Origin of the sequence: Sorangium sp. So ce124 (genome assembly GCF_051525235.1) — a bacterium.
GTDB classification, from domain to species: Bacteria; Myxococcota_A; Polyangia; order Polyangiales; family Polyangiaceae; genus Sorangium; species Sorangium atrum.
Genome location: NZ_CP150312.1, coordinates 323,000 through 337,224 on the forward strand (window position 1 = coordinate 323,000; position 14,225 = coordinate 337,224).

The window sequence follows — 14,225 nt, forward strand, 5'->3', positions numbered from 1 at the left end:
GTGGGCGATGCTCGACCGCGGTTCGTCCGGGCCCTTTGCGACCTCAAGGAACGCTGGTACTACAGCCGCGCTTGCGGCCCATCTGCGGCTGTAGACCTAGCCCCTGGTTTCTCCTTGATTCACCGTCTCGCCGGAGCCGTAACGGGGCAACGGCGAGCCTCTGCAGACGCCGCCCTGGGCCGTCGCCTAGCTCAGGGGCAGTCGCCGGCGAAGCTCAGGAAGCTCTGTATGCAGGCGTCCGCCTCAGCTTGGCTGGTGAGGGGCATGGAGGTGATGGTGTTGGCCACCGACACGTATCCGCACTGGTCGGGCTCCGGGCCAAACTGGCCGTTGACAGCGAACTCGACGAAGGGGCCCTCGTGGCCATTGTCGTTGCTCTTCAGATAGTAGTAGATGCTGCCGGGGCCCATGGAACCCGAGTAGTTGATGCACTGGACGGGGGGGGCAGGGGGACCCCACCCGGCCATGCCATCACACGGGCACGCCGGCCCCGTGGGCTGGCAGGTGTTGCTCTCGCAGGTGAAGCCCGACCCGCACGAGCTGCAGTCGAGCATCTCGCCGCAGCCATCGGCGATCGAGCCGCAGGTCGCTCCCTCAGCGGCGCAGGTGGTGGGGACGCAGACGGGCGTCTCGCAGCTCGCCCCCGTCCAGCCGGGCGCGCACGCGCAGGTGTACCCGTCGACCTGATCGTTGCACGTGCCGTGGACGCAGGGGCTCGGCGCGCATTCATCGATGTTGGTCTCGCAGCTCGGCCCCGTCCAGCCGGGCGCGCACGCGCAGGTGTACCCGTCGACCTGATCGTTGCACGTGCCGTGGACGCAGGGGCTCGGCGCGCATTCGTCGATGTTGGTCTCGCAGCTCGGCCCCGTCCAGCCGGGCGCGCACGCGCAGGTGTAACCGCTCTCGGCCGCGGCGCAGGCGCCGCTGTTCTGGCAGGGGGCCGAGGCGCAGGGGTCGGTGGCCTCCCCGCTTTCGTCGCCGTCGGCCGTGGAGGGGCCGGCGCTGGTACAGCCCGCGAGCAGCAGGATGGAGAGAGCCGGGATCGTCAGAGAGTGGAGAAGTGAGCCTGTAAGAGACCGCATGCGGGGTCATCCTTTCAAGGTTGTGCTTGCGATGGCTGGAGAAGGGTCGGGCGGCCTATTCAAGTTAGATGCCAGTGTCGAATCGGCGCTTTCGGAGAGGATGTTGACGCAGGCCCCTGCATGGCATTCGGTGTGTGCGCGCCGCCGGTTCCCGTCGCCGAAGTCCAGTCGCGCGCCGCCTGCTGCTGCCTGAGTGCCTCACCTGCGGAGACCACGACGCACCGCCGTGGCCGACCGCGGCGACCCTGCCGAGTTCGATGGCGGAGCGAGCTTCCACCATAGGTTCAGGCGAGGATGCAACAGCGACGAGCCCGGCCGCGCGCTTGTCTTGCCGTTCGTGGACAGGTCGCTGCCGTTTCTGGACAGGCACCATCGTTCGCGCGCGATCGATCCAGCCGATGCTGCCGGAGACCCCGTGGGAGCGCTGATCGACTCCAGCTCGCCTGTCGGTGCGCACGACCTCTTGACGCTCGGCGCGGAGGCCCGAGAGACTCATCGCAGGCCCGAGGACACGAACCTGCGATGTGTGCCGGAAGGCTCCGTCTTCTCCCTGGGACCCGCTGGTCCGGGGCCTTGCTCAGGGCATGCGCCTGTGATGCGATGGGAGGTCGCTCCCCTCTTCAAGGAAAGGCCATGGACCAGAAGAACACCGGGTCTCAGCCCTCGGCGCCCATCCTGTGCGCGGCAGCCCTCTTAGAGCCGACGCTCCCGGCCGCGTGGGGACCCACGCTCGATCTGCTCGCCGACATCGAGGAGCTGCAGGACGCGACGAAGGGAAGCCGCGAGGAGCGGGAGGCGAGGGGGCGCGATCTTCACGATCGGCTGATGCGCGGCATCGACGCCCTGAGCGAGCCGACCCCGGACGAGTTCCACGCGGCGAGCGCGTCCTTCCGGGCCTGGTTCACCGAGGCGGTGCTGCTCTGGCTCCGGTTCGCCGGCAGCAGCTCCGCGCCGCTCATCGACACTGTCGCGTCGCGTCCGCTCCTCGATTTCCCGCTCGATCTGCCGCAGGGCAGCGAGGGGATCCCGCTCGTCCGGCGGGCGCTGCGAGAAGCGCTCGGGTGGGAGGAGGCGGAGCTCGCGCAGGTCGAGGCCGCGATGGATCATATGACCTCCAACCTCGCGGTGAAGCACGCGATCACGAAGGCGATCGCCTCGCAGCTCGCCGCGAAGGGGGGCGCGTCGCCCGCCGCGTGCGCCGAGCTCATGAGCGCGATCTACGGCCCGTTACCGTGGCGTCCGGGCGACGTGGATCTGCTCATGACGTCGACCGCGATCTTCCTCTGCATCCGCGCCTCGGCGCCGGTGACCGGCTCGCCCGGAGCGGCGGGCTCCGCCGAGGCGCCGCGGCTCGAGGTGCCTGGCTGGGACGAGCGGCCGGAGGAGGAGCGGCGCGCCATCTCCGCCTTCATCGCCCGGTGCGACGACACGAACACCGCGGCGACGGCGCGTTTTCCTGCGTTCGGCTACTTCGATCGCGCGGCCATCGATCCGGCGCTCGCGCGCTCCCTCGCGGACGCGGCCTCGGTCCCGACGGAGGTCGTCACGCAGACCCTCGCGACCATGGTGATGGTCCTCCGGACGCCGGAGGTCGAAGACTACGTGGTTCATGACGCCTGGGGCCACGCGTGGCAGGAGGCGCTGGCCGAGTTCGAGTGGGAGTACGCGGTGCTGCCGCGGCTCGAGGAGCCCCTCGCGCTCGACACCATCTTTCCCGGCGCTGTCGGCCCCGGCATCGCCTCGGCCTTCGTCGAGCGGGGGGGCCGCACCGAGCTCGACGAGGCGGCGCTGCTCCGGTTCGCCGAGGCCGACATCAGGGCGCGACTCCAGGTGGCCGCGAGCAACGGCATCGCCGAGATGCTCGCCGACTTCATGGAGAGCAAGTACGCGTGGCACAGGCCTTCCCTGAAGCTGCCGGATGCGTCGCTGCTCCCCATCACAGGGCTCAAGCTCGATCTGACGGTGGGCGACGTTCGCCGCCAGGTCGCCCGCTGGTCGAAGCCGTACCGCGCGCTGGCCGAGGACGAGGGGGCGCGCGCCCGCCTCGTCGACGCGCTCTCGCCGCGCGTTCCGGCTGCGGGGCTCAAGGAGGCGGTGGATCAGGCGGGCGCGCTGCTATGGCGCGAGTTCGCGACGGCGTTCGACGACACGCTGCGGCCGGTGGCTGTCAAGGGCGGAGGGATCCGCGCGAGCGCATGCCGCCGCATGGTCCTGCAGCTCACGCTGGTCGCCGCGGTGCTCGAGCAGACGCTCGCCGCGTCGTGCGCGGGCGGGCCGCGGAGCGGGTCGCGGAGTGGGCCGCGGACGGAGCTCGCCTGGCGCGACCCGGCGTTGTGCGTGGACCTGCTCCTGGTGACGATCGCCCGGTTCTACGAGCACGAGCGGCAGAGGAACTTCTGGCACCTCGACCAGATCCTCTCGACCGGGTTCGTGGACGCCTGCGGCCGGCTAAGGGCCGCCATGGCGAAGCCCGAGTCGCCCTGAGTCTGTCCTCCGGAGATGGCGTATACTTCCGCCGATGTCCGGCGCCCAGCGCGACGTATTTCGGCTCTGCGGGACCACGATCGACGGCAAATACCGTGTCCTCTCCGCCGTCGGCGCCGGCGGGTTCGGCGTGGTCTATCGCGGCGTGCACGAGGGGTTCGACGCGCCCGTCGCGATCAAGTGCCTCAAGCTGCCCGACGAGCTCTCGCCCGAGGCGCAGCAGGATTTCGTTCGACGGCTGCGCGACGAGGGGCGGCTCCTGCTCCAGCTCTCGCGCCTCTCGCCCGGCATCGTCCAGGCGCTCGACATCGGCGCCTTCACGACCCAGGACGGCGGTCGCGTGCCCTATCTCGTGCTCGAGTGGCTGGACGGCGAGACGCTCGCCGGCCACCTCGAGCGCCTGCGCGCCGGGGGCGGCGGCACCCTGTCCCGCCGGGAGGCGATTCTCCTGCTCGACCCCGCGGCGCGCGCCCTCGCGGTGGCGCACGAGCAGAACATCGCGCACCGCGACGTCAAGCCGGAGAACCTCTTCCTCGCCGAGGCGGGGGGCGCGAGGACGCTCAAGGTCCTCGATTTCGGCATCGCCAAGATCATCGGCGATCAGCGCTCGCGCACCGCGGCGCTCGCGAGCACCGCGGAGGGGCCGTCGGTGTTCACGCCCCGCTACGGCGCGCCGGAGCAGTTCGACAAGCAGCGGGGCGCGACAGGGCCATGGACCGATGTCTTCGCGCTCGCGCTCGTCTTCGTGGAGCTCGTGACGGGCGCTCGGGCGCTGGAGGGGGAGGGGATCGTCGAGCTCTATTCGGTGGTCGTCGATCCTGCGCTGCGCCCCACGCTGCGGGCGCGCGGCGTCTCGGCGCCGGACGCGATCGAGCGCGTGCTCTCGCGGGCGCTCAGCGTCTCTCCGCGCGACCGGTACCCGGACGCCGGCGCGTTCTGGCGCGCGCTGATCGCCGCCGAGGGGCTCGAGGGCGAGCTGCCCAGCCTCCCGCCGCGCTCGCCGCCCGCGGCGCGAGAGGCTGAGACCCAGGTCGAGGGGGCCAACGCACGACGCAGCCCTGCGCCAGGCGCCGAGCACGCGGGCGCGCCCGCGGGGATCGGCTTCGAGCCGACCGTGCCGCACCGGACCGACCCGGCGTCGCAGCGCCCTGGTGGCGCGCCGCCCGCGGCTGCCGGTGCGGAGCCCGCGCCGCGGCCGGATCACGGGGCCGCGTCGGGCGAGGCCGTCGTGGTGCGGAATGCACCCAACGAGCGCGCGCGCCCGGCTCGGCGCGGGCTCGTCGCGCTCGCGCTCGCGGCCTCGGCGGTCGCCGGCGCCGCGGTCGCGGTGCTCCGGCGCCCCCCGGAGCCGCCGCCCCAGCCGAGCGGCGCGGCAGTCGCCGCCCCGGAGCCGCCGCGCCCCGCCTCGACCAACCCGGAGGCTGCGGCGCTCTACCAGGAGGCGCTGCAGGCCTACCGTGACGGCGCGCCGGACGTGGCCGCGCGCACGATGGAGCGCGCCGTGGCGCTGGATCGTGGCCTCGGCGCCGGCCACCTGCGCGTGGCGATCTGGACGTTTCGACAGAGGCCGGCCGTGGCGCGCGAGCACTTCCAGCTCGCGCTCCTGCACAGGGCGGCCCTCGGCGAGCGCGACATGGCGCTGCTCGACGCGGCCGAGCCGTACGTGCGCCAGCCCTCCGACGCCGTGTCGTGGGAGCGGCGGCTCGAGGCCGCGGTCGCGAGGTTCCCGGCCGATCCGGAGCTCCTCGTGTACCTGGGCGCGGCGAGGTTCGCGCAGCTCCGGTTCGACGCCGCCGTCGAGGCCTACGATCGGGCGCTCGCCCTGGACCGGGGCCACGTGCTCGCGTGGGGGCTCAAGGGAGAGTCGCTCGGGATGAAGGGAGACGTCGCGGCGGAGCTCGCCGCCTACCAGGCCTGCGCCGAGACGGCCCCCGGCGCGACGCTCTGCCTCGCGAACCGGGTCCGCCTCCTCCATCGCCAGGGCGATTGCCAGCAAGTGGAGGAGCACGCGCGCCGGTGGCTCTCGATCGATCCGAAGGCGGCGCCGGCGCACCGGCACCTGGCGCTGGCGCTCCACGCGCGGGGCGCGCCGCGCGAGAGCGTGCTCGTGGCGCTGGAGCAGGGGTGGGCGGCGATCCCCGAGGGCGAGCGGAGGGCGAAGGAGCTGCTCGATCGGATCTCGCTCGCGGTCCTGGACGGCGATTTCGAGCTGGCGGTGGAGCACGCCCGCGCGTGGCAGCGCGAGGTCGCCGGCAGGAACGATCAGGACGCGCACGCGAGCCCGGCCCTCAAGCTGGCGGAGCTCTACCGTGAGATGGGGTTGCCGCGGGAGGCCGGGCGGGTGGCGGACGATTTCCTCCGCCGGATGAGCGCCTGGTCCGAGCCGGCGACAACGGCCGACTGGACCATCGCGTTCTTGCCGTACAGCCTCCGGGCAGCGTCGATGACGCAGGAGGCGTACGACGCGGCGCGCTCGGCGTGGGTGGAGCGGGTCCAGTCGAAGTGGCGCGCCGCGGCGCAGGAGATCAAGCCGGAGCACCGCTGGCTGCTCTGGACCGAGGCGTACGCGGCCGGCGTGGAGACCGCGGCCGACGCGGCGGCGGCGTTCGAGACGATGCCGCTCGACCAGCCGCTCCCGTCGGAGAGCGGCCGGTGGCTCCTGCTCGATCTGCGGATCGGCAAGGTCTACGCGCTCGCGGGGAAGGGGCAGGAGGCGATCGGGCCGCTGACGCGCGTTGCGCGCTCCTGCGCGGCCCTGGCCGACCCGTTCTCGACCACGGAGGCGCGGCTTTATCTGGGCATGGCCCTGGAGGCGACAGGCGATCTGCGCGGCGCCGCGGCGGCGTACGAGGCCGTCCTCGAGCGCTGGGGCAAGGCGCGCCCGCGATCCATCTCCGCGGAGCAGGCGCGAGCGCGGCTCGGCGCGCTGCGGGCGCGGCGTTAGTTCCGCCCGGCAGGGAGCTGAAAGAGAATTTAACGCAAAGGCGCAAAGGCGCAAAGGCGCAAAAAAGAATAGATTTGTATACCGTTGCGCCTTTGCGCTCTTGGCGGCTTTGCGTTGAATTCTCTCTCCGCTCGCGATGCGGATCCCTGGTGGGCTTCGTGCCGCGCGGAATTCGCCGTCCACGGTCATGTCCAGAGCTCGCGCTCGTCAGGGCGCCAGCTTGCCGGGGACCTCGCCGCTGACGAGCGCCGCAACGGTGTCGAGCATTCCCTGCCTCCGCCGGTACCCGGCAGCGAGCTTCTCTCGCATCGCTCCCTGATCGAGCGGATGACCCGTATCGGGGTTGAGCGCCTTGAACCCGCGTTGGACAAAGAAGGCGATGTACGGCTCGAGCTCGTCGATTGCAGCGTCGACATCGCCCGGTGGATGGTTCGGGACTGCGATCGTGACGACGTTCTTCCAGAAGGAGACGGTGATCCAGAGGGCGCAGCCTGGGCGCTCCACCGTGATTCCGATCCCGCGTGCCAGGTAGTCGGCCACGCTCATGCCCTCGTCGCCGGCGACGTCCTGAGCTGCCGCCTCATGATCGATGGCCTCCTCAACGAACTCGCCGAACGCGCTCAGGAACGCGTCTGCCCAGACGCGGTTCTTGTCGTTGCGATGCCAGATCGGCTTCTCCAGATCGATCGTGTACATGGCCGCCTGACCGCCCCACCGGAGAACGCTACCACGTAAGCACCGCGCAGACCGGACTGCACGGGTCCACCCGCCACGCCAGATGGCGCCGATCTCGCTCACCACCTTCGTCAGACATCGTTGATCGTGATGCGCGCGCCCGAGGCGACGTCGTTGCGTATTACCACCGAGCCGTCGGGGAACGTCACGCGGATATCGACCGACGCCGCGGCCCCCATCCCGATGATCAGCGGGAGCTGGCTCTGCTGCCGGTTGCCCCACTGGCCGGCGCCCACGAGGTAGGTCGCCACGCGATCCGCCCCGGCATAGCCGCCCGCGCGAAAGTCCCCGTCTCCGTCGAGATCCACGTCGACGCGCGCGCCGATCGCGTCGCGATCTTCCCTCACGTTCGCGTCGGTCGCATTGCCGTCCCGATCGGTCAGCACGCGGACGACCGCATAGCCCGGCGCGCGGCACGGCATGCCAGTCACGTCACGGCGGTAGAGCGCCGTTCCCCCGAAGCTCGTGGTGAGGAGGTCGAGGTCGCCGTCGCCGTCGATGTCCGCGAACGAGCCGACCTGCTGCGCGGCGATCCCGAGCGAGGCGCCGGCGGCCGCGAACGTGCCCGCGTCGTTGCGGTAGAGCGTGTCGCCCACGTACGCGTCGAGGTCGCCGTCCTGGTCCCAGTCGGCCCACACGCTCGCGCTCATGAACGATCCGTCTCCGAGCCCGACGCTCGCCGCCGCGGCGGCGGAGAACGGCGCGCCCGCGCCGGCATTGTAATAGAGCAGATCGTCCGCGTCCCCGTCGCGCACCGAGAGGAGATCGAGGTCGCCGTCGGCGTCGATATCGATCCAGGTCGCGCCGCCCCAGCGGGAGCTGGCCGTCGGCGTGTCCTCGAGCCCGGCCGACGTCGCGACGTCGGTCCAGCTCGGCGACGTGAAGCGGAAGAAGCGGTTACCGTTTCCCGTCGAGCCGGTGGCCACGTAGAGGTCGAGGTCGCCGTCGGCGTCTGGATCGGCCCACGCCGCGCTGTCGCCCTGGAGGAAGGTGCTGAACCGCGCGCTGTCATCGGCGAACGGGAGGGCTCCGTCGTTCCGGAACATGCCGGACGTGCCGAACTCCGAGCCGAAGAACAGATCGAGGTCGTTGTCGCGATCGTGATCGATCCACACCGCCGGGCCGGGCGTCGTCGTCGCGAACTCGAGGTTGGCCGAGAGCGCGACGTTCATGAACGTGCCGCTGCCGTCGTTGCGATAGAGCCGGTTCGGGATCGTGCCGTAGCGGGTGTCGTTGGCGACGAAGATGTCCATGTCGCCGTCGTTGTCGAAGTCGGCGGCGATCACCGGGTACTGCTCGGAGGTGGTGCCGACATCCCTGATGCCGCGCGCGGCGGCCCCCTCCGTGAACACGCCCGCGCCGTTGTTGATGTACAGGCCGCTGCCGCGCAGGAACACGTCGGGATCGCCGTCGTTCTCGACGTCGAGCCACGCGACGACCGAGCTGCCTGTCGTCGCCGGCAGGCCCGAGGCCGCGGTCACATCGGTGAAGCGGAGGCCGCAGGAGACGACCGCAGGCCCATCGGTGCACACCCCCATCGCGCAGCCGCTGCACGTCCCGCTCGGGCACCCCGTGCACGCCGCGCCCTCCGGCGCCTGGTTCGCGACGCACTCGCCCGCGCCGTCGCACGTGTCGGCCGCGTCGCACTCGCCGGCCGCGGCCGCGCACTCGGTCCCCGCTCGTCGCGGCTCGGCGAAGCATTCGCCCTCGATGCACACGCCGCGCATGCAGCGGCTGTCGAGGTGGCTGCAGTCCACGCCGGCGCACAGCGGCCCGCCGCCGGTGCCCGCATCGCCGCCGCCGTCGTTTCTGCCGCCGGTGCCCGCGTCGCCGCCGCCGTCGTTTCTGCCGCCGCCGCCGTTCCCGCCCCCGCCCTGGGGCTCTTCGCCGGAGAACGTCCTCGACTTCGCCGAGCAACCCACCGCGAGCAACGCCGCCGCGAGGGCGAGGAAAGACCGTTTCACGTTCGACCTCCGATCGTCACGCCCGCGGTCGCCGCGGGAAAAGCGATCCGGTCGAGACTACAGGCGGCGCAGGACGGTGTCGCGCGACATCACGGCAGCGGCAAGCCGAACATCGCCTCGCAGACGGCGACGTGCGCGCCGCAATTACCGGCGGCTCCGTGGTCGCCGTCCTTGAGCGCGAGCCGGTGCGACCCGCCGTACGGCGGCGCCGCGCCCGGGACGTCGACCTCCACGAGCTCGCCCGGGAGGCCGATGAGGTCGAATGCTTTGAGGTGATCCGGGTGCTGCTCATCGCGCTCGCCGGTCAATCCGAACATGCGATCCACGGGCGTCGCCGACGGCTCCGAGAGCCAGGTGGCGCTCACCGGGTTCGTGTCGCGCGGCCCGGCCAGCGACACCACCCGGTCGAGCCGGACGACCTTGCCGATGCGGGCGGCCGAGCTCGCGCCGTGCGAGTGGCCGCTGAAGATGATGACCGACCAGCGCGGGCTCCCGTCGTCTTCGAGGAAGTAGCCCCAGTCGCCTCGCGGGTGGACCTCTTTCAGGTGCGCGAGCGCCTTCGCCAGCCGCGCTTCGATGCTGTCGGCCCTCGTCACCTCGATGAGCGCGGTGTGGTCCTGACCGTCGAACGCCTCGAGCCGCGCGTCGCCGAACGTGTCCGGATCATTTTGAACGATGTCGTAGTCGTTCTTGTAGGCGACCGCGAACGCGTGAAAGCCGCGCGCGGCGACGAAGCGGGTGAGGTCGAGCGGGCCAGGAGGCTGGCTGCTCCCCGACAGCGTGACGACGAGCTTGCCCGCGAACCGCGCGACCCGAGTGTCGAGGAGGGCCACCTGCTCCAGGTCGCGGTCGGAGACCTCTGGATCGAGCTCGCTGGGCTTGAACCGGATCTCGCTGAGCTCGGGTGAGCTCGTATCCACGTGCAGCTCGCGCGGCGCGCCGCCCGCGCCGCCCGCGCCGTTCGCGCCGCCCGTGCCGTTCGCGCCGCCCGCAGAGCCACCGACCCCGGAGGTCGCGGCGGCGCCGCCGGTCCCGGTGGTCGCGGTGCCCGTGGCTGCTCCGCCGCCAGCGCCCGGGGGGCCGCCGTCGCTCGACGAGCCGCCGCACGCCATGCACCCGAGCGTCCACCAGGCGCAACCGATCCACGCCGTAATTCGCATGCTCGAGACGTTACCAGATCACCTCCGGCGCACCGCGGTGGACGAGCCGGCTGGCGACGGCGGTCTCGCAGGGCGCCGTCGCGTTCGCCGAGCTGGTGAGATACGCGCTCTCCCACGACGAACCCCGGGCGCTTCACCGGCCTCGCCGCGGCGTGAGCGCCGATCCGTGGCGGCGGCTCCGTGACGGGGCCTCTCCGCGCCAGCGCCGCCACGCGCGCGTGAAGGAGGCCGGCTCGGCGAACCCCACACGGGCGGCGATCTCGCCGAGCGTCAGCACCCCTTCGTCCAGCAGCTGCTCCGCGCGATCGCGGCGTACCTCGTCCAGCACTTCCACGAACGAGGTGCGGCTCAGCGAGAGTTTGCGCTGCAGCGAGCGCACGCTGAGCCCCAGCGCCGAGGCCACCTCGCCGAGGGGCGGCGTGTCGGGCAGGCGCCGCAGCGCAAGGGCGCGCACGGCCACGAGCAGCGCGTCGCTGGTGCGCTGCTCGGCCCCCACCGTGGCCTCGAGGGTCGCCAGCAGCCGCGGGTCAGCGCTGCGCAGCGGCGTGGCCCAGTCGCCCGACGAGAAGTGCAGCGCGGTGCGCCGCGCGCCGAACCGCAAACGGGCCACGCCGAGCAGCTCGACCCACCGCGCGCGCGGCTCGGGGCTGGGTTCGGCCAGATCGAGCCACGGCATCTCGAGCGACCGGCTCGCCAGCGCTCGCATCCGCGCCAGCACGACGCCGAGCACCAGCAGGTCGCTCTCGAGCTGCCCCGGGAAGGGCGGCTGGTTGACGATGACCACGCGCCGCACGCCGCTCCGCAGCCGCTCGAGGAGCAACTGGACGCCGGGCGCGACGAGCGGGAAGACCCGCTGGGCCACCGTGAGCGCCGCCCCCACCGTCGCCGAAGACGCCCCGAGGTAGTCCACCACGCCCATCGTGCCCAGCGGCATCGTCAGCCCCACCTCGAGCGGGAGGGTCCGCCGGCCCGTGCGCGCGATCGCCCGGGCCCACAACGTCGCGAGCGCCAGGTCGTCGTGGATGGGGCCGATCTTCAGCCGCGGAACATCGACCCCGAAGCGACCCAGCGCCTCGGAGATGGCCTTTGCGGTGGCGGCGACGACGGGCACGCCGCGAGGGTACCACGTGGCGCACGAAGACAAACGACTGGCGCGCGTGGACAAACGGCCGAATGCATGGTGGGCGCATGACTGCTGCGCAGATACTGGCCAGGGCGTTTCACGAAGATCCTTTCATCTCCTGGGCGGAGCCCGACCCCGCCCGGCGACCGCAAACGATGACCACGGTGTTCGGAGCGATGCTGGCGCACGCGGACCGGCACGGCGGGCGGCTGTTCGAGCCCGGGGTCGGCTCGGTGGACTGGAAGCCTCCCGCGCACGCGGGCATGGGCCTCGGAGACGTCGTCCGCAGCGGCATGTGGCAGGTGATGCTCGTCGCTCCGCCGGCGGTGTGGTGGCGGCTGTCGGCGCACGAAGACGCCGCGATGGCCCGCGTTCGCCCCTTTCTCGGGCAAGGCAGCGTCTACCTCGGCACGCTGGGCGTCGAGCCGTCGCTGGCCGGGCGCGGACACGGGGGCCGGCTGCTCCAGCGCACCCTCGCGGTGCTCTCGGAGCGGTGGACGACCTGCGTTCTGCGCACCGAGCAGCCGCGCAACGCCGCGTTCTACCGCAAGCACGGCTTCACGCTGGTGGACGAGAGCGTGGTGCCGGTGAGCGGGCTCCCGGTGCTCGTCTTCTCACGCCCGCTCGAGAAGACGAGCTGACGCCTGCAGGAGCTGGCGTCTTCTGGCTCCAGCGCCGACGCTCCTATTTGCATTGCGCCGGCCGCATTGGATGGCATCCACGCATGGCATTCGGCCGCGTTATGGTGCGTCCGGCTTTCGGACCGGCGGCCGCTCCCGTGGTCCCTCCGGCAGGACGCCGGCGCTGCCACGGCCTTCGAGGAAAGAGGGGGCTCGCGTCCCGCCCGGACGCACTGCGTCCGCGGGAGACGCGAGCCTGTTCGTTCCACCTGGACCCCTCCCGGTTCTCCTGCTTTCCTGCCTACCGTGACCGCATCCCGTGACGAGCGCTTCATCTCCCTCGTCCCCCGCCTCGTGTCGGCCACGTACTTCGACGAAGCTGCCACGGCGGTCCTCCAGGCCATGTTCACCTGCGTCGAAGAGGCGCTCGCCGACAGCCCGTTCGCCAGCCGCGCTCGGATCCTGCGCGGCGTCGTCCACTTTCGTCCCGAGGACAGCTACCAGCGCCTCTTCGGCATCGACCGCCCGAGCGGCGCGCGCATCGAAGGGACCGGCTATCTCACCTCCGGCAGCGTCTGGAGCTGGATCGAGAAGCACCGCTGTTCGGTCTCGATCGACGTCCAGCGCGCTTCGCTCCGCTCCTGGATGCCGGACGGCGCGATGGCGCTCCGCTACCCGCCAGAGGCGGCCGGCATGCCCGGCGACGCGACACGCGAGCGGATGCTCGGTCGCGACGCGACCCACGTCCATGTCGTCCCGCTGCGCGCGCCGGGCGGCAGCGTCGACGGCATGATCACGATCGAGGTGAGCTGCAGGGGGGCCGTCGGGCTCGAGCTCCCCTGGGCGGAGTGCCACGAGGAGCTGGCGATCCTCGCCAGCATCGCCGGGGCCTTCATCGCCGCCCGCGCGCTGCCGCTCCGCTCGGACGAGCCGGCGAGCCCGGACGAGTTCCTGCCGGTCGTCGGTCAGAGCACCGCGCACCTCGTCGAGCTGCTCCGCGCCTTCGCCCCGCGGGACGACACCATCCTGATCACCGGCCCGACCGGCGCCGGGAAATCGAGGCTTGCGCGCTGGTGCCACGAGCACTCGCAGCGCCGGGGCCAGCCCTTCGAATCGCTGGACCTCCTCGGGGTGCCCGAGGATCTGCAGATGGCCGAGCTGTTCGGCTGGAAGCGGGGCGCCTTTACCGGGGCGGTCAAGGACAACCCAGGCGCTGTCGCCCGCGCCGCGAAGGGCACGCTCTTCCTCGACGAGATCGACAAGCTCTCGCTCAAGGCCCAGGCGGGCCTCCTGCGCTTCATCGAGGAGCGCGCTTACCGGATGCTGGGCGATGACGGGGCGGGGGAGCGCCGCGCCGACGCGCGCCTCCTCGTCGGCACCAACGCCGATCTGCGCGCCGCCGTGCGCGCCGGCCGCTTCCGCGAGGACCTGTACTACCGCATCAACGTCCTGCCGGTGCGGCTGCTCCCGCTCGCCGAGCGGCTCGACGAGCTCCCGCGTTGGGCCGACTTCATGCTGAACCGGCGCCATCAGGAGGCCGACGGCAAGGGTGCGGCGCGCTTCGAGCCCGAGGCCATGAAGCTCCTCGTGTCCGCGCCCTGGCCGGGCAACCTGCGGCAGCTCGACAACATCGTCCGGCGCGCTTACGCGCTCCAGCTCGCCGGGCAGAGCGGCCTCGGCGGCGATCTGGTGATCCAGCGGCGCCACGTCGAGCGCGCGCTCACCTTCGACAGCGACGCCGAGCCGAGCGCGCTGACCAAGCTGCTCTGGCGGGCGGCGCTCAGCTTCGTGAACGAGGCCGAGCGACGCCGGGGCGGCAGCGCCCCGCTCCCGCTCGATCTGACCGACGCGTTTCGCGGCATGGTCCTCGGCGCGGCGGTGCAGCGGACGGGCAACCGTGACCACGCCTTCACGCTGCTCGGCCAGGAGATGCTGCTCAAGAACCGCAACCACCATCGGACGCTGCTGCGCGAGCTCTCGCGGGTGCGCGAGATCCTGGACCTGCTTGGAGGTGAGGTCGATCCGGATCTCCTCGCGGTGCTCGACGCCGACAAGGAGCCGTGAGGGAGCGCTGCCGGCGCTCCTCCGAGCGCCTCCAGCGACCACGAGATCG

At 71.9% G+C, this 14,225-nt stretch carries 9 protein-coding genes; 4 read left to right on the plus strand and 5 right to left on the minus strand.

All coding sequences use genetic code 11. The annotated features are described in order from the left end of the window. Positions 1-191: 191 nt before the first annotated feature. The gene (locus tag WMF19_RS01255; protein ID WP_437897394.1) at positions 192-1,082 is read right to left on the minus strand and encodes a calcium-binding EGF-like domain-containing protein; all 891 of its coding nucleotides are present in this window, start codon (positions 1,080-1,082) and stop codon (positions 192-194) included. A gap of 633 nt (positions 1,083-1,715) precedes the next feature. Between WMF19_RS01255 and WMF19_RS01260 the strand changes: the two genes are divergently transcribed. Both WMF19_RS01260 and WMF19_RS01265 read left to right on the plus strand, forming a co-directional pair. Next, entirely contained in the window at positions 1,716-3,566 is a 1,851-nt protein-coding gene (locus WMF19_RS01260; RefSeq protein ID WP_437897395.1) for a hypothetical protein, read from the plus strand. 34 nt (positions 3,567-3,600) lie between these two features. Further along, entirely contained in the window at positions 3,601-6,510 is a 2,910-nt protein-coding gene (locus WMF19_RS01265) for a protein kinase domain-containing protein (RefSeq protein WP_437897396.1), read from the plus strand. 207 nt (positions 6,511-6,717) lie between these two features. Here the strand turns inward: WMF19_RS01265 and WMF19_RS01270 are convergent, their stop codons facing one another. The 4 genes from WMF19_RS01270 to WMF19_RS01285 form a co-directional block, all read right to left on the minus strand. Continuing rightward, a complete protein-coding gene (locus WMF19_RS01270) occupies positions 6,718-7,206 on the minus strand; it encodes a hypothetical protein (protein WP_437897397.1) in 489 nt (162 codons plus the stop codon). Between the two features lie 110 nt (positions 7,207-7,316). Further along, positions 7,317-9,209 (minus strand): FG-GAP repeat domain-containing protein, encoded by a 1,893-nt coding sequence (locus WMF19_RS01275; RefSeq protein ID WP_437897398.1) that lies wholly within the window; start codon positions 9,207-9,209, stop codon positions 7,317-7,319. 89 nt (positions 9,210-9,298) lie between these two features. Next, positions 9,299-10,369 carry a BPSS1187 family protein gene (locus WMF19_RS01280; protein WP_437897399.1) on the minus strand — a complete coding sequence of 357 codons (1,071 nt, stop codon included), beginning with the start codon at positions 10,367-10,369 and terminating at the stop codon, positions 9,299-9,301. A gap of 133 nt (positions 10,370-10,502) precedes the next feature. Next, the gene (locus tag WMF19_RS01285) at positions 10,503-11,480 is read right to left on the minus strand and encodes an AraC family transcriptional regulator ligand-binding domain-containing protein (protein WP_437897400.1); all 978 of its coding nucleotides are present in this window, start codon (positions 11,478-11,480) and stop codon (positions 10,503-10,505) included. A gap of 176 nt (positions 11,481-11,656) precedes the next feature. Between WMF19_RS01285 and WMF19_RS01290 the strand changes: the two genes are divergently transcribed. Together WMF19_RS01290 and WMF19_RS01295 are read left to right on the plus strand one after the other, a co-directional pair. After that, on the plus strand, positions 11,657-12,133 hold the full coding sequence (locus tag WMF19_RS01290; RefSeq protein WP_437897402.1) for a GNAT family N-acetyltransferase: 477 nt from the start codon (positions 11,657-11,659) through the stop codon (positions 12,131-12,133). Positions 12,134-12,418: 285 nt separating this feature from the next. Then, positions 12,419-14,176 (plus strand): sigma 54-interacting transcriptional regulator, encoded by a 1,758-nt coding sequence (locus tag WMF19_RS01295; RefSeq protein WP_437897403.1) that lies wholly within the window; start codon positions 12,419-12,421, stop codon positions 14,174-14,176. Positions 14,177-14,225 lie beyond the last annotated feature (49 nt).

Coding starts and splice junctions, on each gene's coding strand:
- WMF19_RS01255 (WP_437897394.1), bottom strand. CDS start 1,082: ATGCGGTCTCTTACAGGCTCACTTCTCCACTCTCTGACGATCCCGGCT.
- WMF19_RS01260 (WP_437897395.1), top strand. CDS start 1,716: ATGGACCAGAAGAACACCGGGTCTCAGCCCTCGGCGCCCATCCTGTGC.
- WMF19_RS01265 (WP_437897396.1), top strand. CDS start 3,601: ATGTCCGGCGCCCAGCGCGACGTATTTCGGCTCTGCGGGACCACGATC.
- WMF19_RS01270 (WP_437897397.1), bottom strand. CDS start 7,206: ATGTACACGATCGATCTGGAGAAGCCGATCTGGCATCGCAACGACAAG.
- WMF19_RS01280 (WP_437897399.1), bottom strand. CDS start 10,369: ATGCGAATTACGGCGTGGATCGGTTGCGCCTGGTGGACGCTCGGGTGC.